At 58.2% G+C, this 19,970-nt stretch carries 19 protein-coding genes; 12 read left to right on the top strand and 7 right to left on the bottom strand.

Annotated features, from left to right (window positions below; all coding sequences use genetic code 11):
* The first annotated feature begins 98 nt into the window (after positions 1-98).
* From GR212_RS31370 to GR212_RS31405, 8 genes are all read left to right on the top strand, one after another.
* Complete coding sequence (locus GR212_RS31370; protein WP_163992963.1) at positions 99-815, top strand: methyltransferase domain-containing protein; 717 nt, start codon at positions 99-101, stop codon at positions 813-815.
* 173 nt (positions 816-988) lie between these two features.
* Positions 989-1,972: a TerC family protein gene (locus tag GR212_RS31375; RefSeq protein ID WP_163992965.1), complete on the top strand. Its 984-nt coding sequence runs from the start codon at positions 989-991 to the stop codon at positions 1,970-1,972.
* A gap of 72 nt (positions 1,973-2,044) precedes the next feature.
* Positions 2,045-2,347: a hypothetical protein gene (locus GR212_RS31380; RefSeq protein WP_163992966.1), complete on the top strand. Its 303-nt coding sequence runs from the start codon at positions 2,045-2,047 to the stop codon at positions 2,345-2,347.
* 208 nt (positions 2,348-2,555) lie between these two features.
* Complete coding sequence (locus GR212_RS31385) at positions 2,556-3,023, top strand: exopolysaccharide biosynthesis protein (RefSeq protein ID WP_246726124.1); 468 nt, start codon at positions 2,556-2,558, stop codon at positions 3,021-3,023.
* 176 nt (positions 3,024-3,199) lie between these two features.
* Positions 3,200-3,916: a hypothetical protein gene (locus GR212_RS31390; protein WP_163992968.1), complete on the top strand. Its 717-nt coding sequence runs from the start codon at positions 3,200-3,202 to the stop codon at positions 3,914-3,916.
* Between the two features lie 99 nt (positions 3,917-4,015).
* Positions 4,016-5,314: a flagellar hook protein FlgE gene (locus GR212_RS31395; RefSeq protein ID WP_163992970.1), complete on the top strand. Its 1,299-nt coding sequence runs from the start codon at positions 4,016-4,018 to the stop codon at positions 5,312-5,314.
* 67 nt (positions 5,315-5,381) lie between these two features.
* The gene (locus tag GR212_RS31400; protein WP_163992972.1) at positions 5,382-5,690 is read left to right on the top strand and encodes a hypothetical protein; all 309 of its coding nucleotides are present in this window, start codon (positions 5,382-5,384) and stop codon (positions 5,688-5,690) included.
* 280 nt (positions 5,691-5,970) lie between these two features.
* On the top strand, positions 5,971-6,981 hold the full coding sequence (locus GR212_RS31405; RefSeq protein WP_163992974.1) for a murein L,D-transpeptidase catalytic domain family protein: 1,011 nt from the start codon (positions 5,971-5,973) through the stop codon (positions 6,979-6,981).
* 481 nt (positions 6,982-7,462) lie between these two features.
* Here the strand turns inward: GR212_RS31405 and repC are convergent, their stop codons facing one another.
* From repC to GR212_RS31425, 4 genes are all read right to left on the bottom strand, one after another.
* Positions 7,463-8,779, bottom strand: coding sequence for a plasmid replication protein RepC (gene repC, locus GR212_RS31410; RefSeq protein ID WP_163992976.1), 1,317 nt, complete (start codon positions 8,777-8,779; stop codon positions 7,463-7,465).
* A gap of 155 nt (positions 8,780-8,934) precedes the next feature.
* Positions 8,935-9,936, bottom strand: a complete 1,002-nt coding sequence (gene repB / locus GR212_RS31415; RefSeq protein ID WP_163992978.1) for a plasmid partitioning protein RepB — start codon at positions 9,934-9,936, stop codon at positions 8,935-8,937.
* Positions 9,937-9,940: 4 nt separating this feature from the next.
* Positions 9,941-11,134: a plasmid partitioning protein RepA gene (repA, locus tag GR212_RS31420; protein WP_163992980.1), complete on the bottom strand. Its 1,194-nt coding sequence runs from the start codon at positions 11,132-11,134 to the stop codon at positions 9,941-9,943.
* A gap of 513 nt (positions 11,135-11,647) precedes the next feature.
* Positions 11,648-12,133, bottom strand: a complete 486-nt coding sequence (locus GR212_RS31425; RefSeq protein ID WP_163992982.1) for a ProQ/FINO family protein — start codon at positions 12,131-12,133, stop codon at positions 11,648-11,650.
* An 822-nt stretch (positions 12,134-12,955) separates the two neighbouring features.
* On the opposite strand from GR212_RS31425, the gene GR212_RS31430 reads away from it, so the two are divergent.
* Both GR212_RS31430 and GR212_RS31435 read left to right on the top strand, forming a co-directional pair.
* The gene (locus tag GR212_RS31430; protein WP_163992984.1) at positions 12,956-13,615 is read left to right on the top strand and encodes a hypothetical protein; all 660 of its coding nucleotides are present in this window, start codon (positions 12,956-12,958) and stop codon (positions 13,613-13,615) included.
* Positions 13,616-13,972: 357 nt separating this feature from the next.
* Positions 13,973-14,548, top strand: coding sequence for an exonuclease domain-containing protein (locus GR212_RS31435; protein WP_163992986.1), 576 nt, complete (start codon positions 13,973-13,975; stop codon positions 14,546-14,548).
* 222 nt (positions 14,549-14,770) lie between these two features.
* On the opposite strand, the gene GR212_RS31440 is transcribed toward GR212_RS31435, so the two are convergent.
* On the bottom strand, positions 14,771-15,241 hold the full coding sequence (locus GR212_RS31440) for a hypothetical protein (protein WP_163992987.1): 471 nt from the start codon (positions 15,239-15,241) through the stop codon (positions 14,771-14,773).
* A 557-nt stretch (positions 15,242-15,798) separates the two neighbouring features.
* Complete coding sequence (locus GR212_RS31445) at positions 15,799-16,482, bottom strand: hypothetical protein (protein ID WP_163992990.1); 684 nt, start codon at positions 16,480-16,482, stop codon at positions 15,799-15,801.
* Positions 16,483-17,001: 519 nt separating this feature from the next.
* Between GR212_RS31445 and GR212_RS31450 the strand changes: the two genes are divergently transcribed.
* Positions 17,002-17,703 (top strand): GntR family transcriptional regulator, encoded by a 702-nt coding sequence (locus GR212_RS31450; protein ID WP_163992992.1) that lies wholly within the window; start codon positions 17,002-17,004, stop codon positions 17,701-17,703.
* 125 nt (positions 17,704-17,828) lie between these two features.
* Positions 17,829-18,791: a dihydrodipicolinate synthase family protein gene (locus GR212_RS31455; RefSeq protein WP_163992993.1), complete on the top strand. Its 963-nt coding sequence runs from the start codon at positions 17,829-17,831 to the stop codon at positions 18,789-18,791.
* A 106-nt stretch (positions 18,792-18,897) separates the two neighbouring features.
* Here the strand turns inward: GR212_RS31455 and GR212_RS31460 are convergent, their stop codons facing one another.
* Entirely contained in the window at positions 18,898-19,935 is a 1,038-nt protein-coding gene (locus GR212_RS31460) for an Ldh family oxidoreductase (RefSeq protein ID WP_163992996.1), read from the bottom strand.
* Between the last annotated feature and the right edge of the window lie 35 nt (positions 19,936-19,970).

The raw sequence follows: 19,970 nt of genomic DNA on the forward strand, positions 1-19,970 counted from the left end.
CGGCGGCCACATCTTTAGCGCGTTAAGGGGCTTGCTTTCGGCCCCTGCTGCCTTTCCTATCACGCCAGACAGTACACCCCTAGCGAGGATAGACTTGCATGGCATGCACGGACGTACAGGCGCGAACTATCGAGGAATTCGCCGAAATCCTACTGAAGTGTAACCATCTATATCACCCAAGCAGCGACTCCATTGCCTTGCGCAACGCTGTCGAAAGCAGACGCCAGATCGAGATATTCGACTACAGCAGCTCCGCCGATGCATTTACGCGCGCTTTCGGGATGCGCAATTCTCTGAAGTGCCTGCAGGCGCTCACCAATCTGAAAGCTGCCGTGCATGGATACAAGAATGTATGCGATCTCGGCTGCGGCTCGGGCGCCTTCAGCCTCGCCTTTGCCTATCTTGCCGACAATCCCGGGCTGGAGCTTCACGGTCTGGATGTGTCGGCGCATCAACTCTCTCTTGCCAGGGAACTCATGTCGGCGGCCGAGCTGCCGGGGCGTTTCCAGTTCGAGCAACGAAACCTGCCGGCGCGGATCGGCTACCACCCCGATCTGACGATTTCCTCCTATTGGTTTTGTGAGAACGAGCATGTCATTTCCGATCCCGCGCTTTTCGATCTGATGGTCGGGCGCGAACTGCTGATCGTCGATTATGAAAAGATCATCGACCGCATAGCGACCGGTCTTCCTGACGGATTCCATATTCTGGCGCGATACAGCGCTCATGTCGAAATTCCCGCAGCGTTGACCGATTTCGTCGCGCAGGAAAGGGCAAGCGTCTATAGCCTCCACATCGGACGGACGTCAGACTAGAGAACCGGGCGAAATTACCGTTCCCTTGCGAACTGCTGCTACGCCCCTTGAAACGCGAACGCTCCCTTCCCAGCTATTGGCCAACCCGCTGGTCCGGGCCCCTCTGGTGAGAGCCGTCGGCGCTCTTGCGATGTCGGACCGTTCCGACATCGCGCCGACCGAGGTTCTCCGTCATGGAAACTTCCTTGCTCTTCGTGGAGTGGCTTGGAAAGCCGCTCTGGATGTGGGCGAGCTTCCTTGCGCTCGTCATTGCCATCCTCTCATTCGACCTTGGTGTCCTGCATAAAGAAAACAAGGAGATAGGTGTCGGCGAGAGCATCAAGCTCTCGGTGCTCTATATCTCCCTCGGCCTCGCCTTCGGCGGCTGGATATGGTGGTATCTCGGCGCCAATTCCGGTCTTGCCTATATGACCGGCTTCGTCGTCGAAAAGACGCTGGCTCTCGACAACGTCTTCGTCATCGCCCTCATCTTTTCTTTCTTCGCCGTTCCGCGCCTTTATCAGCACCGCGTACTCTTCTGGGGCATCCTGGGCGTCATCGTGCTGCGCGCGATCATGATCGGCGTCGGCGCGACGCTGGTGGCCGAATTCTCGTGGCTTCTCTATGTCTTCGCGGCGTTCCTCATCGGTACCGGCATCAAGATGCTGGTCGTAAAGGATGCCGAGCCGGATGTTTCCAAAAACCCGCTCGTCCGCTTCATGCGCAGCCGCTTCAACGTCACCGACCACCATCACGGCGAGCGCTTCTTCGTCAGGCAGCCACATCCGCAGACAGGCAGGATGGTCTGGTTCATAACGCCGCTCTTCATGGCGCTTGCGCTGATCGAAGTGGCCGACGTCATCTTTGCAGTGGATTCGGTTCCCGCGATCTTCGCCATCACCACCGATCCGTTCATCGTCTATACGTCGAACATCTTCGCCATCCTTGGCTTGCGGGCCCTCTACTTCGCGTTGGCGGCCATGATCCATCGCTTCCAGTATCTGAAGCCGGCGCTTGCCATCGTGCTCGTCTTCATCGGCTCGAAGATCTTCATTGCCGATATGCTGGGCCTGGAGAAATTCCCGGCCGCCCTCTCCCTCGGCATCACCTTCGCCATCATCGCAAGCGGCGTGGCTTGGAGCCTGCTGAAAACGCGCGACAGGGCCGAACGCGCATAATGCAACAAGACGCCCGCGTGCTGCGGACATCCTGCCCTCCCCGCTCCCACTGATTTTCCGAAAGGCAGACACATGATTTCCAATCTCATCGCGTCCCTCTTTGCAACCTTTGCTCTCAACCCGCTTCAGGCCGAAATCGAACGGCATGCCGCCGCCACGGGCCAACCGATCGAAATCGTCAGGCAATCGCAGGCCTGTCTGTCATCTCAGATTCCGCTGCTGGTGCAGCGCACATCGGAAGACACGGTCTGGACGATCACCACCGTCATCGGCGTCTCGACCGGCTGGAGCAATCCCGTTGATCTGCTCGACAAGAACAATCCGGCCTGCGCGACCGTCATAGGCCTGTTCAAAAATGCCGCCATCGAGACGTGAAGAGGCGCGATGCCAAGTGTCCCGACAACCCGGCGTGGTGAAATCGAATGATGGAACAGGCAACGGACGCGACGCAGGAGAACGCAGGAATCTCTGCTCGCCTGCATGAATTGCTCAAGCTCGCGCAAGCGCAAGGTGGCATCTCGATTGGCGAGATGCTGAGTGGCCTTGGCAGCGCGAGCATCGCCTTCACCATCCTGTTTCTCGCTTGCCTGCGCTCTCTCCCATACCCGGGCCTTTCGGCATCGTCTTCGGAAGTGCGCTCGCCGTGGTGGCGGCGCAGATCGCGATGGGCCGTCGGGCGATATGGCTCCCGGCCTTCCTCAGCCGACGCAGACTGTCGCCGGCGGTCGTTGAAATCATGGTGCGCTATAGCGCGCCGATCATTGCAAAAGTCGAGACCATGGTGCGTCCCGGGCGCCTCGCCGTCTTCACGGGCGGAACAATGCAATGGCTGCTGTCATTTCCAATCTTCCTGCTGGCGGTCGCCATCGTTCTGCCGATCCCGCTCGGCAACTATATGCCGGTCGTCGCCCTTGTCGTCATCGCCGTCGCCCTCATGGCGCGTGACGGGGTGCTGATCCTTGCGGCTCTGTTCGTCTCGGCACTTGCCTTTGCTGCGACGGCCGGGTTGATACAGATGACAGTTGCGGGCTTGAGCGCAATCGGATCGTAGTCGCCACGATCTCATGGCGCATTTGGATTATCTGCTTTGCGGCCAGTTGCCGCGGACAGCCACATTGGCATTTTTGTGCCTTGCCATTGGCAAGGCTCCCGCCATCTATCCGTTGGCGAGCCTGTCAGGCACAAGGTTCGGCCCATACATTGTTTGCGCGCAGGATTTTATAGCCAATGCTCTTCAGAGCCTCTTCACTCATCCGCTTCCTTGCCCTGAGCGGTTCCATCGCCATCACCCTTGGAACGCAGACCGTAGTGGCGCAGGACATGTCCGCTCCGTCGCAATGGTCGGATACGCCGACCTCGCGACTGGAGGCGCTTGCCATCCTCCAGACCTTGAATGCCGATCTCCTCAGCAATGCCAGCGCGACGCTGACGCTCGACCGGTGGTGCGCCAAGCACAAGCTTGCACCCGATGGATCCAAAATCGTCGCTCAGCGTGTACGCGGGCAGGACAAGCCGGCTGACGCTACGGTCCGACAGCTGCTCGCCGTCGGCCCCGATGAACCCGTCGCCTATCGGCGCGTTCGCCTCGCCTGCGGCGATCGGGTCCTGTCCGAGGCAGACAATTGGTATCTGCCGGCAAGGCTGACGACGGAGATGAACAAGGCTCTCGATACGAGCGACATCGCCTTCGGTCGCGCGGTTCAGGCGCTCAATTTCACACGCACGAATCTGTCGGCCAAATTGCTTTGGGCACCCCTGCCGGAGGGATGGGACACGGGAACCAAACTGCCGCTATCCGGCACGGTGCCGCTTACCTTGCCTCCATTCCTCCTCGAGCACCACGCCGTGCTGAAGCTCCCGGATGGTACGCCGTTCAGCGCGCTGGTCGAAAGCTATACCAGCCGCGTACTGGATTTCCCGGCTCCCCATATCGCGCCGCAATAGGTCTTCAGCGGCTTTTCGACCTCAAGGCATTGGGAAAAAGCCAGTTTCACACAAGTCACTCTGGTTATCGTGGCGGCATCAGCAACGTGCGAGGAACCAATGAGCATCTTTGGTAGCATGAAAACGGCGGTTTCAGGCATGAATGCGCAGGCAAACCGCCTTAGCACCGTGTCGGACAACATCGCGAACGTCAACACAACGGCCTATAAGTCGGCAAGTGCCAGCTTTTCATCGTTGATCCTGCCCTCGGGCGGCGGCAACTACAATTCCGGCAGCGTCGAGACGAATGTCAGCTATTCGGTTTCGCAGCAGGGTGACACCGTCTCGACCTCGTCGACCAGCGACCTGTCGATCCAGGGCGCCGGCTTCTTCGTCGTGCAGGGCGCCGACGGCAAGACGGTCCTGACGCGCGCGGGCGACTTCGTGCCCGATGCCAACGGCAATCTCGTGAATTCCGCCGGCTACACCTTGATGGGTTATTCCTATCAGTCGGGAGCGCCCGCCGTCGTCGTCAACGGCTTCGATGGCCTGGTGCCGATCAATGTCAATCAGAGCGGTCTTGCCAGTTCGCCGTCGACTTCGGGCAGCTTTACCGGCAACCTCAATTCAAATGCGTCGGTCGTTGTACCAAGTTCGACCGAGACACTTCCGAGTGCGAACCAGGCGACCACCACGGCGAACACCCAGAAGAGCTCCGTCGTCGCCTACGACAAGCTCGGCAATACTGTCATGTATGATATCTATTATACCAAGACGCAGGCAGCCGATCCGACGGCAACCCCGCCGACGACGGATCAGTGGGAAGTAAGCGTCTATCGCAACGCCGACGCCAATACCTCCGGCACCAGTTCTTTCCCTTATTCCTCGGGGCCGCTCGCCACCAGCACGTTGAAATTTGATTCAAACGGAAATATGACGAGCGGCGGAACCTTCAACATTACCGACCCGAAAACCGGTGGTTCGATCGCGATGGATCTGACCCAGATGACCCAGAAGGCGACCGATTTCAGCTCGAAGGGTTCGACCGACGGACAGGCTGCAAGCCCGGTGACCGGCGTCTCGATCGACAAGAACGGCGTCGTCTATGCCAACTACAAGACAGGCGACCCGAAGGCGATCTATCAGATCCCGCTGGCGACCGTCGCAAGCCCGGACAAGCTGACGCTTCTGAGCGGCAACGTCTATCAGGCCAATGCCGATTCCGGCGTCACCGTCACAAGCTTCGCCAACAGCAACGGCCTTGGCTACATCCAGTCGAACTCGCTGGAAGCATCGAACGTCGACCTGGCCGGCCAGCTGACCGACATGATCCAGGCGCAGAAGAGCTACACGGCCAACTCCAAGGTCTTCCAGACAGGCTCCGACCTGCTGGACGTACTCGTCAATCTCCAGCGCTGATTTTCAGCCTGGAAAGTCAAAGGGCCCTTCGGGGCCCTTTTTTGTTTTCTGGTTCGACGAGAAGCCCATGTCGACCTTTGAATGCGATCAAGGAATAGGCGCGATATTCCTGAGCACCCTACTTTCGCAGGTCGTGATCGTTGCCAGCGAATATCGGATGGATCGGACCAAATTGAATATCACCTTCGATCGCGATCCTGACTGGCTAAGCAAACGAACGCTGCAAACCGCTTATCTGGCGATTGCGCAGTCCGACAAGCTCCGGCCGATTTTCATCCATCTTCAAGGTCGGCCCGGCTCGAAGGAGCTTTTCGAGCTGGCAGCGGAGGCAATGGCAGATTATTCCCGCTATCGAGCGAGCCAGAGGGCTCGATAGTTTCCAAGGCCGCCCGCCCGAAGTTCGCCATATTTGCGCCGCGATCGGTAAGGAATGCTGCGAAGCGGGTCGAGAAAATCCAATGGCGAGCGAAGAATTTGCCGTCGCGGCCAGGAAACGTCGCCTCCGTTAGGTCTACGTTCAGCAAAGCAGCGCACAACTATGGTTTCTGGATCTGAGTGCATGGCAGTCGTGCTTGTGGGGCAGGCAGGCTGTCGATACCGCTGTAGCCGGCAGCGGCGCGTTCAGATCCGAGATGTTTGATAGGAGATCCAATTCCGTGCGGTCGAGATACGCCCTCCGAAGCATCGTCAGGATGCTCAGCCTTTGCTCCCTTTCCATCATTGTCCCCGCAGCAGCATCGCAATCCCTTGCCGCAGAACGTCAATCGGAAATTCCGTCATGGCTGACCGCTTATGTCGGCCAAGGCGAAGGCCAGATCGCCCAGCCGATTCTGCAAAGAGCCCGCGCGCTCTACATGCGCAAGGTCAGCGAGGGTAAAGTCAGAAATCCCTGCTATTTCGCCATGGACGCGACGCGCCCCAACAATCCGGCCGACGGCAAGTCGGCCGGTCGGTTCTATATCGTCTGCGAGGCGACGCAGACGTTCCGCGTCGTCTCCTCCGGGCACGGCAGCGGCCGGGATCTCAAAGGCGTCGCAGACTTCGGCAACGGCCGGATGTGTGCCAGGAATTTTGGCAATGCGATGGATTCGAACCTGACGATGGGCGGCTCCTATGTGACCGAGGAAACGAAGACGAGCTTCAAGGGCTACTATCGGCTCTCCCAGAGCAAGGATGCCGCTTTCCTGCGCACCTTCATCCAGTTCGATGGCGAGGGTGAAACCGCGAATGCTCGCGCCCGGGCGATAGGCGGACATGCCGCGGCGAAGGTCGCCGGAATATGCATGAAGAAGGATCCGCAAAGTCCCTATGCCAACCGTGACGGATATGTGCCGCTCGGAAAGCTGGTGGAATATGCCGGCGGCCGTAGCGATGGCTGCACGAGTTGGTCGGCTTCGGATGCCAACCAGATCATCTCCATGGTGAAGGACAATCCGACAACGCTTTACATCTATCCGGAGTCCTCGGACATCAAAGCGGTTGCCAAGGCCGTTGCCGCCGGCCGCTCGCCGGCGCAGTCAGGCTTGTACTGGAACGAGTCCTGCCTGAAGGAAATCGGCACGCCGAAGTTTTGGCCTAGGGAGACCCTTGAGCCGATCATCGTTCAATACAAGAAGGACCATCCGGCACCGCCCGCCCGGCCGATACCAATTTGTGATCCGCAGTAATATCCGTTCCGCCTCGGCCGGAGAATTAGACAAGCGACGGTCCAGAACGGGATCGTCGTTTTCGTTTTGGGGATGCCTCCACGATGCATGGCTGCTCCGGCGCGAATTATGCGATTGCTTGACTTCTCACTCTCTGAGTGCGGAAGCGACTTCCGAGTCGAAACATATGGACATTTGCCGGCAAAAGCGGCATAAAAATCGGGTGTTCTCGGGTACCGGACACGTCTTTCACGGTTGATCTTGTCATTTCGACTGAATTTTGTACCCTTCCTAGCTAATTGATTTTATTCAAATAAGCGTCCAAAGCGGAAGCTACTCGGCACTTTGCTACCGCTCGATCTACAATGGTCACGCAGAACCTTTGGCTCACCGAATGAAATCGCTGATGCCTCGGATGGTTTCAGTGATCCCGTGGTCCCTATAGAACCCTGGGTTAATGACAGAACCGGATCCCGGTCTTCAGTATCGGTGCGGTGCCGAGTTACGCCGCTTTGTGGGCAGGCAGGGCCGTATTTGCCCGCAACAGGCTCATAAGCATGGGACCAATGGCAAACTCTCCTTTCTGTGTACGTCGCGTCAGATCGCGGAGATAACCGCCAGCGGAGTTGATATGTTCTGCGCGTTGCAGGATGCAGGCCATCACCGTCGCGGCGTTTTCCGTACCCATGGTAGCGCAGGCCTCCTGATAGGCAGCCGTGCTGATATCGAGCATTGATTTGACGATAATCGAGGCGGCGAGCAGATCCCGCCAGCTGCCGATTTCACCTGCCGGTCCATAAGACACAATCTCCGGGCAGGCACGCAGAACGAGATCCAACGGGAATGATTTCAGCTCAGTCCGTACCTTTGGAGTTTCGGTATCAGTGTGAGAACGGCGAGGTACGAAGGATGCTGCGCTAAAACGAGCTGAAGCCGTCTCAATTCCTTCAGAGACAGGAACTCTCTGCGGAACAACGAGGCTAGTGGGTCCCGATTTCTGCTGTTCTGCCCAGGTTTCAGATTCAATTTGAGATTCGGAGTCTGAATTCTGTATGTGCCGCTCATTCTGATAGGGATTGCCGCCCAATTTCGGGGCTTTTGCGTGTGTTTCCAATCGGTTGATAATTTCGGCGTGCAGACGGCCGAGTTTATCCAAAAGAGTTTCCAGCTCTTGTGTCGTCGGAGAACGGGCCAGGCCATCGATCAGGCAGCGAAAGCCGGTATGGACCGTTTCCCATGGACCTTCGATCGCCTCCGCAATGGCGGTTTCGATGAGCTTGGTGATATCGCGCCGGTGAAGGCTTATGCGTTCGCGCAGGCTCTGGACGTGAAGGCGCTCTGCGGCGACCTGGGCTGCCAGGCGTTCGATCTCTTCGGCACGGGTCAGCAGAGGCGCCAGCGAGAAACCATAGGCCTCGCTGAGGTCCCCTGCCCTGCTCCGACGAGCATAACGCTTGCCGTTGGGGCTATCCCTGCGGACAAGCAGACCGGCAGCGATGAGTGCTGCCAGGTGGCGGCGGATGGTCTGCTCGGCCATGCCATGGGCTCGCAGAGACAATTGCGCGTTCGACGGAAATACGATCAGGTTGGCATCATCCGAGAGTTCGTTCTTCGGATAGAAGCTCAAGAGCGCATTGAGAACTGCTAGCGCCCGGTCGGTTACCCCGAGAAGAGGTTTCGCCTCGCAAAGCGCACGATGAATTTTCCATTTGTCGACGGACTTGACTGGTTTGTCATGTTCAGCTCGTCTTTGAGCTATCAACATGGCAAGCGTCATCGGCCGCCGCCCAAAAGGCGTCGTTACATATTCGGCTTCCATTTTCTTTCACCTACGTTGGGGCAAAAGAACTCTGCTCACCAAAACGGCGCCAAATACTCTTGACTGTGATTCGGGGAAATGCGATTCTCGATTTGCTTAAGATCAGAGAAGGGCTTCCACGACAGCGTCGTTTGGGGGCCTTTTTCTTTTGCGGGTTACGTTTCCTTTCGCTGTTGAAACTCATTGAAGAGAGATCTCAGTCTTTCTTCAACGAACTGGTCGAAACCGGGCGCAGCCTTGCTGTCAAAAACAAAAGTGGCGCGCGCCGGCGTTCGTTTAAAAGTTACCGGAATGCCGGTTATGGATGATGGCTGTGCGGTCGATTTGGCCGAAACCGGCTTACCTGTCGCCAAAGCCAACGCCTGCTGAAAGCGTTCGTCGCTGGACATTTTGCGGTAGTTGTCCGCGGACAACTCGGCAATGATCGGCTCTGGCGCGACGCCTTCCAGACGTTCTCCCAATTCGAGCCAGCGTCGCCGTCCGATTTCAGGAGCAGGGCCTATGGCGCTGATAAGAGCCATGGGCACCTGTCTGGTCACGATCAGCATCTTGGAGAGGGCCGCCTTGTCCACGCCAAGCGCGGCCATGATGATATCACGGCCGAAATCGCGCTGCTCGAGCCGCAAGGCAAACAGGGCTCGCTCTATGTAGGACAAATTGGTGCGTGCGCTGTTTTCCTGACCTTGGCTGACCACCAGCTGATCGTCGGTGAGCTGGCGCACGACAGCCCGCACCTTGATGCCGAGTTCCTTTGCAGCCGCCAGGCGGCGGTGCCCGTAGGCGACTTGAAAACGTCCCCTCGATTCCGGATGCGGACGCACAAGAATCGGCACCTGCTGCCCGTGCTCGCGTATCTGGTCGACAAGCTGGCCGAGTTCGACCACGTCTATCTCAAGACGATCGGCAACGAACGAGCCGTCGATCAGCTCCGGTTCGAGTTCGACGACGGTTTGTCCCTCAGCCAGCTGTCGTTCGAGGTCGCTGGCGCGTTCCATCTTTTCCGTGATGTTGCCAAGCGTTCTAGTGATGCCTCCGACCGGACCGGAGCCCCTTGCCTGTGGCAGGAAGCCGGCAATGGGGCGACTGTCCTTTGCAGACGGGGCGTCTGTGCGCCCCGTGTTGGGCGCCGAGATTTCCAGGAGATTTTTTCGCGCCATCTACTTATTTCCTTCCCCAGGTCAGGCGGATATGCGTCTCGATCTCGCTGTTGACGAGATTGAGCGAATCCATCGCGCGGTCGTAGGTGCCCCTGGTGAACTGAGCACGATCGACCTCATAAAGGGTTTGTTTGGTGACGCCGGCATCGGCTACAGCCGTCGATTTGACCATGGCGCTCTGAAGCATGCGGTTGCCGAAGATCGCTCTCATGAAACCGGTCATCTGGCTTTGCGGCCCGTCATTGGGTTCGAAGCGCGTGACGAGATAGCGCATCCAGTCGTAGCTGGTGCGGCCGCCTGCCTTTTCGACCACGGACATGAGTTCGCTGGTCATGGTGAGGAATTGCGACATCGACATGACGTCGAGCATCTGCGGGTGAACGGTGATGAGGATCGATGTCGCAGCGCAGAGCGCGGACATCGTCAAAAAACCGAGCTGCGGCGGGCAGTCGATGACCACCACGTCGTAGAAACTCTCGATCTCGGTCAGAACTTCGCCAATGCGTGCAAAGAACATCGTTTCGGCCCGGCCCGCCGCCATTGCTCGTGGTGTTTCGTGCTCGAATTCCATGAGCTCGAGATTTCCGGGGATCAGATGCATGTTCGGCGTATAGGTTGAACGAACGATGTCAGCGACCGGGCGGGGCTCTTCATAGCGAATTGCGCCGTAGAGCGTTTCGTTTTCACCGACATCGATCTCAGGCTGATGCCCGAACAGGGCCGACAGAGACGCCTGGGGATCGAGATCGATCGCAAGCACGCGGTAGCCCCTCAGCGCCAGATACTGCGCGAGGTGAGCGGCGGTGGTGGTCTTGCCCGAGCCGCCCTTGAAATTCATGACCGAGATGACCTGGAGTTTTTCAGACCCGCGGCGCCACGGAACGTATTTCGGTGTTCCGTTCCGTTCGTCCAGAACCTTGCGGATCCGGTCCATATCTTCCGCCGCATAAAGCCGCCGCCCGTTGGCGAGCGGATCCGGTCCGTGGCCCTCGGCTGCGATCTGGCGTAGATAGCCTTCTCCAATGCCGATGAACGCGGCAGCCTCGGCTGGCGAGAACGTCCTCATGGTTTTCTGTGCCTGCGGCGGGAAGATCTTTGCCTGATGCTGCTGGAGCTGATAAGACAATTCTTGCGCATCTGTCGCCAGAAGCGTTGGAAGGTGCTCTTGATCTTCTTGGAGCGCGAGATTCGGCTGCATCGTTGTTTTCCCAATGAACTGCGCAATTGTGACGGAATGCTACTGAACTACGCAGTTATAATATGCGCCGATTCGTGTCCGTTTTACAAATGCTTAGATAAAGGGCAGCTTTCGAGCAGTTTTTTGGACATCAACAGCATATTTGCCGCGCGGCGCTTTACTGTTTCGTCGGTTCCTGGCAATTGCGACCGAACAATGTTCGGAGATCGACATCGTACACCTAGTAGTCCGCGGACTACTATGATGATGGGCCTATCATAATTCGATGTGATGCGATTGCGCGGAGCGAGCCCCTCTTTTCGATAGGGGCGCATTTTACCCGGTGGTCCGCGGACTACCGGCACATCTCAAGTGCCGTTCATTGCTCGCCAAAAACGAAGGCGAGCCCGTCTTTGGCTGTGCGCTGTTCAACAGAGTGGAGTGGAAACCTTAGCCGTCAGCGCTGTTTAAGCACCGCCTTCCAACGGGCGGCTTGCCGATTTCATTTTGATGAGGCTTGCGCGGCTATAAGCGTCAGCGGGCGACGCGATCGGAGCGTTTGCTGCGACCTAGGAGCGACGCGCGAATGAGTTCGGCTTTGCTGACGGCGGGCGGTGAGGGTGCCGGCTCGTCTCGATGGGTGCTGGCCTTGGCGGGTGCCTGCCGCAGCGCGTTCAGTCGCTCCTGTGCCGCCAGCCTGTCCTCAGCCGAAAGCGGCTCGACGGGATTGCCGGCGAGATCATGCCGCATCGAGTCGGATTGAGCGCAAGCATAGTAATATCGTTTGGAATGGAGAAACGCGCTGGTGGAGCGGCGCAACGACATGACCGGCACGTCGGGTTTCAGAAGCGGCCGGATTTCGTTCCAGAGGCCGAGCGCGAAAGGACGGATCGTATCGCCGGCCTTTGCGGGCAGGATGTCGATCGGGCGAAGCAAGAGCGAGTTGATCGCGGCCGCCTTCTTCACGTCGAGCTCGGTCGCGGCGATCGGTCCGCGATTGGTCGTCCAAGGTTCTTCCATGAAATCGTTCCTCTGCGTGCAAATCAATTACGGATTGATTGTGAAGTGATTTTGACGGAACGGAAAGAAATCCGTCCTCGCTATTTGCCCTCAAACCAAGTCGATGACCATATATTGGGTGGCGTTGCACTCAGCAAGTTTGGTTAACGGGATTTTATGATTGTGCGGTTAGCTTTCGCCATGCCGCGAGATGTACCGCGTACGCGGTGCTCCTTCGCTTAAGCTGTAATCCGTAACAGGCAGCTTGCAAAAGTGTCGCAGTGTCGCATGCCTCGATTTTCGTTTGACACGGCAACAGCGTTGCAATGCGCCAGGCGCGATTTTCCGACCGGCACATCTTCTGAACGGCTCATCAATCAATGTAAGAGTGTACAGCGACGGACAGCCGCATCGTTCCGCCGAAGCCATCGCGGCGGCGCATGGTGCGTATTGGTTGTCCGCGGCGAATGCGGGGCCGCAATCATCTTCCGTAATAGCCATCCCCACATTTTCTCATTATCCGCACCTCCATCTGTCGAGAGAGGAGATCAGGTTCACTCGAACGGGGCGACAGAAGGGGAGGGGCACGACGCGCCGTCGTGCAATCGGATCGAAGCAGGCCGGGATTTCTTGGCCATCTGATAATGCGTGCTTGCCTGCATCAGGATCGGATTCGATTGGAATGGCACCATGAAGGGGCAGGTTGCCCACCTGTCCTCCGGAGTGCGACCGAGGCGAACGTGCTGTCGGTCAACGCCTCGAAGCGAGGGGGCTCGTCATCAGAAGCAACATCGGAATTCGTTCGGGTTCGCTCCATGGGCACATCGATAGGAGACGCGAACAATGACGAAGATTCTGGAGATAGCCGTAAGAAGCGGCTTGGCTCGTGCCTGTCGCGACGGTACATGCAATGGCGTGATCGGAAACCCAAGCTCGCATGATTCAGCCGTCATCTGGGACCATATCTTGAATATAACAGCATCTCTGTCACTCGGCACCATTCTTGCTCTTTCGCTCGGCTCGAATGCCCTCGCGTTCGAAAAATCGACTTTCTTCGATGCCGCACTTTGCAAGCCGCCATATTCGTCAGCCTCCGCCACGAGAATGTACGATGAGGCCGAAAAGCTCGCGAAGGCCGATACGTCACTCATGACTGCGGCCGTCTATAAACTGCCCGCGGACTTCGGCAGGCAAGGCTTCGAGGCGGACGAAGTCGTCTTCGCCGGCACCAGCTTCGGTGTGCTGGTGGAGGGTCTGCGTGCCGACGATCTTGCCAAGTCTTATCACCTGTCATCGGACGGCCTTGGCAATCTCTTCGGAACCGCGACGAAATCATACGGACGCGCGTTGGCAAAGGCAGAGCAGCCTGCCGCCGACATGGGTATCGTATCCGTCATCGCCCGAGAGTCGGCAGCCTTCCCGGGCAAGACCTTGCTGGCTTGCGAGTTCGTCTCGCACGAAGACCTCGAAGCGATGAAGAGCCTGCAATCCCAGTCAAAGTAAGGTGGGTTTACGCACTGCGCAAAGCTCTTTGAGCCAGGCTGGAGGGCCGTGAGCCATCTTTTGGGTCGGGCCGACGATGGCTATCATCCATGCTCGCATGAGACACATGCATGACGCGATGCATGAATGGCGGAAGCAAACTGCCGAATAGCTTCTCTTAAGGAAGGCATTAACCATGTTCTCAAGCTATTGAGCCAACTGGTGTTTGATGCGTTCGAGGTGACTGGGGCAGATTTCCGGGCAACGAGACCCCTGCGGGTTGTTCGCAAATAGAGACCGTGCCAAAAATTGATGGTATCCCAGTGGATCGAACGCGTCGTGGTTCCGGGCTGTCCAAATCTATCTTAAGAGGAAAGCATGCTGCCATTCTATGTGGTCACGGATTGCGAATTTGACGGACCTACGCCAGGCGCGAACTCGATGTTGTCGTTTGGCTCCGTCGCAGTTTCGGCGACGGGTTCCATCCTCGGCGAATTCGAAGCTGTGCTGGAACCGCTTGACGGAGCTGTCCGCGACGCAAGCACCATGGCGTTTTGGCATCGGCACCCGGAAGCCTGGGCGGCCTCGACAGAAAATCCCGAAGCTTGCCCCAATGTTATTGGACGCTTCGTCGATTGGATTCGATCATTCGAAGGGGAGCCGATTTTTACAGCGCATCCTCTCGCGGTCGATGCACCGTGGTTCGACTACTACCTGAGGCGCTTCACGAGCCGGCCGTTGTTAGAGGGGCCGTGGATCTCTGATCGTCTGTTCAGGCATGCTCCGCTCTGCCTCATGTCATTTATCTCCGGCAAAACCGGACGGCCTCAATGGGAATGCGATGTGGATCGCTATCCTCTCGAATGGCTGGGATCCGTTGAGCATACGCATCGTGCGATTGATGATGCCCGAGGTTATGCAAACCTGTTACGCTTCTTCATCGCCACGGGCTGATCTCGACTGACTCGATAGGTCACAGCGTCTTCAAGCTTTGCTGGCAACTAGCAGCGCAAGTGATGGGACGAACTGCGTTGAGTTGCTGAGCCCAAGACGATCGCCAACGTAAGTGAAGAAGGCGATGCCGAACTTTGTGCAGGTCTTCATCAGCCCGAGCATGACATCGCGTGCGATCCGGCCATCAAGGCTCATGGTGCCGCAGGTCGGGCCGAACCCTCCCTATAAACCATCCGGCATCGGTACAATAATCGTTTTTCCATCGGGCGTAACCCACCGCTCGCGAGGATATCGCACCAGTTCTGCTTCAAGCACGATGTCACGCACGAGGCATGTCTCGTATCCCTTGAACCGCGATCCTGATGGTTTGACGACAACCTCCCGGTTAAGCCGATCGCGATCGTGTTTGGCATCTCGTCCGCGTCTTTTGTGACTGCTTCGGCCAGAGTTACCTTGCTCAATCGCCTTCTCCATCCCCGACGGCTTTATGGACGGACGCGGCGGCAGCTTCTTCATCCGGGCAATCTCGTCACCCAGCAGTTCGTCATTGGTCTCGACGAACTTACAGTTTTCGACGCGTAGCGCCTCCACTTCCGCCCGCAACATTCGTACGTCTCCGACAAGACTACCAATCAGCGCGCGTAGTTCAGCAAGCGCCATCGTTTTAAAAGAATCATCGCGGCCAGAACTCATGAACCTATTGAGTCAGAACTCGGCCACCATGGAAACTTGCCCGGCTACCGTTCGCTAGCAGCTGGCCGGGGGTAGATTTGGTGGGACAAGCGCGCTTTCCAGATTCCACATAATTGGTGAGACGCATCCTGGGGTCTCCTCGCACTTAGCAAGCCTACCTATTAAGCGAAGCGAAATATCCACACGATGAGGAGCACGTCGATTAGCAATGCAATCACCAGAAGGAGGCCTATGAGCTTTCGACGCTCTACCGTTTCCTTGGATTCAATTTTGAAAGCCGCTTTGTAAGCGTTCTCGATGTCTCGTTCACTCACTGGTCTAATAGAGTTTCGAGGCAGCGTCATATTGACTAGGCCGCATGTGAGGAAGATGAAAAATAATAGCAGATAGGGGGCCATTTCAAACACAGCCTTCTGCTGTCCAGCCACTTGCAATCTCTCATTAGATAAACAGGTTTCACTGTCCATCGCAATTGAAAGCCGCTTGAGCATGCCAGACACTTTGCTCCACTTACGCACCCGGCCGGGTATGCAGGGTTAAAACCCCATGCCACGCGGTCATGGTCGTTTGCCGACGGTCAGTCGCCCGGTGCTCCCGTCTGACAGCTTCACCTTCCCCCAGGCTGACATGAGGTCGGGCGCTCTTGTCACCTCGACTTTCCCGGTACGGCCATCCGAGCATTTGACTGGAAGAGTGACTGTCGGGCGGCGGTCACTCAGGTCGTAGGCGCCTGAACATTTCACCGAGCGGCGTGACGACTGCACCGAGAAGCGGCCGCTGCCGTGTGACGCTATGGTCGAGCCTTTGAATGTCTCGCCAGAGTCCATTCTTGCTGAAACGGGAAGGACGATGTCGCCTCTGTCGCGACCTTGCGGTTTCAGCGGGCGCGAACCGGCGATCCTCAATGCCCGCAAAATGCTGGGAGCCATAACGTGGCCTTGGGCAAACTGAACGTAGTCCTCGTAGGGAATGGCACCTTTTGCGTAAGCGGTGAGCACGCGGCGGCAAAACTCGCGTCGGACATCTGCTCCGGAAACGCCCATGAGTCTGGCGAGTTGCGCCTGGATTTCAGGTGTAATGGCGCCGTGACTGCATGCCTCGATGTTCCAGTTGAGAGCCGACGGGTCGCTCAACATATTCTTATCGTATTCGTAACCGCCCTTGCTTGTGACGGATGCGGCCATCGACGGCCCGGAAAAAACCAGCGTACCGATGGCCGCCAGAACCATAAGCTTTTTCATTCTGCTCCCATTTTCTATTTCTGTGCTGGAACGTGCCCGTTGTCTCGGGTGAGATCTGTGCGGGCTATGACCTCTATTTCAGTATCCGACGCTCGCCGTTCGCAATTTTTATTGTGGCGCCACTCCCTCCAAGCTATCCCCATGTCAAACGTGCACAAGTCATTTTTCATCCACTCATACGCGCAAATTTTCGCAAAGTTAATGGCGCTTGCCGCTTACCAAACGATCATTTGTCGGTAATTCTCTTTTGGGTAAGCATCTGATGGATGCCATCCCGAAGCGTGGTCTGCTGGATGCGAAGGCGAGGGAACCTCGATCGGTTGTCAGCGTATTGAACCGCGGAGGCGCCGACCGCCCGAGCAACCCCGATCCAGCAATCCAGTGCCGCAAGCGCTAATCATGATTGTCCCGATCAAATGCCGACCCAGCTTCGTTTGAGAGCTGCGGGAGCGCAGAGTGCCGTTGATTTACCGGACACGCCCCTTTATTTCTCACCCTGAAAGAAGAGGTCGGCAAACCATGGATAATGAAACAAGCCTCAGAAACGAGCGCAAGCGCGGCTCCGGCGTGAAGGTGGTCTATGATATCTTGCGGGACGAAATTCTGGATCTGGAACTGCCGCCGGGCAGTCCTATCGACGAGGTGCAGCTTTCCGAGCGTTTCGGCATGTCGCGCACGCCGATCCGCGAAGCGCTGGTGCGGCTTGCAGGCGAGGGGCTGATCGATACGCTGCCCAACCGCTCGACAATGGTGTCGCCGATCGATTTCCTCAACATGCATAGCTATTTCGACGCGCTTGTCCTGATGTACCGGGTCACGACACAGCTTGCCGCCAAATACCACCGGCCGGAGGATCTGGAGGTCGTGCGGGCTCTCCAGGCGGAATTCGCGGCTGCAGTCGAGGCACAGGATGCGCTCGCCATGATCTCCACCAATGCCGCGCTGCATCTTGCGATCGCCGAGGCTGGCCGCAATCCCTATTTCACCGGCCTTTTCACACGGCTATTGAATGAGGGCCGGCGCATTCTGCGCCTCTATTATCAATCTTATAATGATCGCCTGCCCCGCCGCTTCGTCGAGGAGCACGACGAAATCATCGCAGCCGTCGCCGCGCGCGATACGGAGCTTGCCGAACGTCTTGCGCGCGAGCATGCGGAACAGATCGTCAGCCAGGTCCAGAAATTGCTGGTGCGTGGGGACCGTCTCGATATCCAGCTCTAGCTTTGCATATTTCTTGTCGACAAATTAAATACAAAAGTATATCAATGCTGCAAAGACGGTAAGGCACGGCGGCGAGCGCGGCTGGGCTGGTTTGCCGATCCACCCCCAGCCAAGAGGATAGACAGATGAAGTCCAGCATTTTCTCCGGCGTGATCCCCGCCCTGATGACCCCGTGCAAAGCCGATCGCAGCCCCGATTTCGACGCGCTCGTGCGCAAGGGCAAGCAATTGATCGCCGATGGCATGTCGGCAGTGGTGTATTGCGGCTCGATGGGCGATTGGCCGCTCCTGAGCGACGCGCAGCGCATGGAAGGCGTCGAGCGCCTGGTCAAGGCGGGCGTGCCCGTCATCGTCGGCACCGGCGCCGTCAACACGGCATCGGCGGTCGCCCACGCCGCGCATGCACAGAAGGTTGGCGCTCGGGGCCTGATGGTCATTCCCCGCGTCCTGTCGCGCGGTTCGGTGATCTCTGCCCAGAAGTCGCACTTCAAGGCGATCCTGACCGCCGCGCCGAATCTTCCGGCCGTCATCTACAACAGCCCTTATTATGGCTTTGCGACGCGTGCCGATCTGTTTTTCGCATTGCGGGCCGAGCATGCCAACCTCGTCGGCTTCAAGGAGTTCGGTGGCCCGGCCGATATGCGTTATGCCGCCGAAAACATCACCAGCCGCGATGACGACGTATCGCTGATGATCGGCGTCGACACGGCCGTCTTCCATGGTTTCGTCAACTGCGGCGCAACCGGTGCCATCACCGGCATCGGCAACGTTCTGCCCAAGGAAGTCATCCATCTTTGCAATCTCGCGCAGGCTGCTGCCACCGGCGACGTCGACGCGCGCCAGCGCGCGCTTGAACTCGAGCAGGCGTTTGCCATCCTGTCGTCCTTCGATGAAGGTCCGGATCTGGTTCTCTTCTTCAAGCACATGATGGTGCTGAAGGGAGACAGGGAGTACGAACTCCACTTCAACGAAAGCGATGCCCTGAATGAAAGCCAGCGCGGTTACGTCGAGGCGCAATTCAAGCTGTTCAACACCTGGTACGCCGAGTGGAGCAAGCTTCCCGGCGCGGTGGAAAAGTACAAGGCCTGAGGCTGCCGTCTCAGCTTGGTCATAAGTAAAAGGGGCCTTCGAGAAGGCCCCTTTTTTATTGTTCCATGCGGGTTTTCCGCCCATGGCTTGACATGGGCGGGACCATTCAGGCCACGGCATCGAGGCCGAGTTCCTGAAGCCGGTCGAGCTGGCGGATTTCATCGGATGTCAGCGGGATACCCTCTTTTTGCGCGCGAGCGCGGGCGGCGAAACGGCGCTGCGAGGGAAGGCGGGCGCCCTGGCCGGCGATCGCTTCGAACAGCGTTTCGGCGCGGGCAAGTGGATTGCCGGGCCTGCCGGCTGAGAAGGCTTCCGGCGAGAAGGCGACGATCAGTTCGCCGTGCCGTGGGGCAAACGCCGTCGACCCCAGGTAGTCGAGTGCTTCGCGGCTGGTGAAATCACCGATCATGACACCCGCCAGAAGCTCGATCATCGTGCCGATGGCCGAACCCTTATGGCCTCCGAAAGGCAGCATCGCGCCGGCGAGGGCCGCTTCCGGATCCGTGGTCGGTTGGCCATCGGCATCTATGGCCCAGCCCTCCGGCAGAGACTTGCCGGCCCGGCGATGCAGCTCGATCTCGCCGCGCGCGGCAACGGAAGTGGCGAAGTCGAAGACATAAGGCGGACTGTCGAGGCGCGGCCAGCCGAAGGCGAACGGGTTCGTCCCCAGGAGCGGGGCGGTGCCGCCGGCAGGCGCTACCGTGGAATAGCTCGGGCACATGGCGAAGGCCGCAAGACCTCGATCCGTCAAGGCTTCCACTTCCGGCCAAAGGGCTGCGAAGTGCGTGCAGTCGTTGATGGCGAGCGCGGCTATGCCGAAGCGGCGAGCCCGCTTGGCAAGCACCGGTGCGCCGAGCTCGAAGGCGGCATTCGAGAAGCCGCTCTTGGCATCGACGCGTACTATGGCGGAGTCATCGCGCTGTTCCAGCACCGGCACCGCATCCGGCCGCGCCTTGCCGGCTTTGACCGCGCGCAGAACGCCTTCGATGCGGTAGATGCCGTGGGATTTGCAGGCGTCGCGCTCGCCGGCGACGATGACCCGTGCGATTGCGGCGGCCTGCTGCTCGCTGAGGCCGGCTTTCGAAAGGATCGCCACGACGCGGCCTTGCAGCGCGTCCGGCGTCAAGGTGGTGACGTCGCTCATCTGAATTCTCCCATGGTTCACTTGCTTGCATCATA

Origin of the sequence: Martinezella lusitana (genome assembly GCF_010668395.1) — a bacterium.
Taxonomy (GTDB): domain Bacteria; phylum Pseudomonadota; class Alphaproteobacteria; order Rhizobiales; family Rhizobiaceae; genus Rhizobium; species Rhizobium lusitanum_A.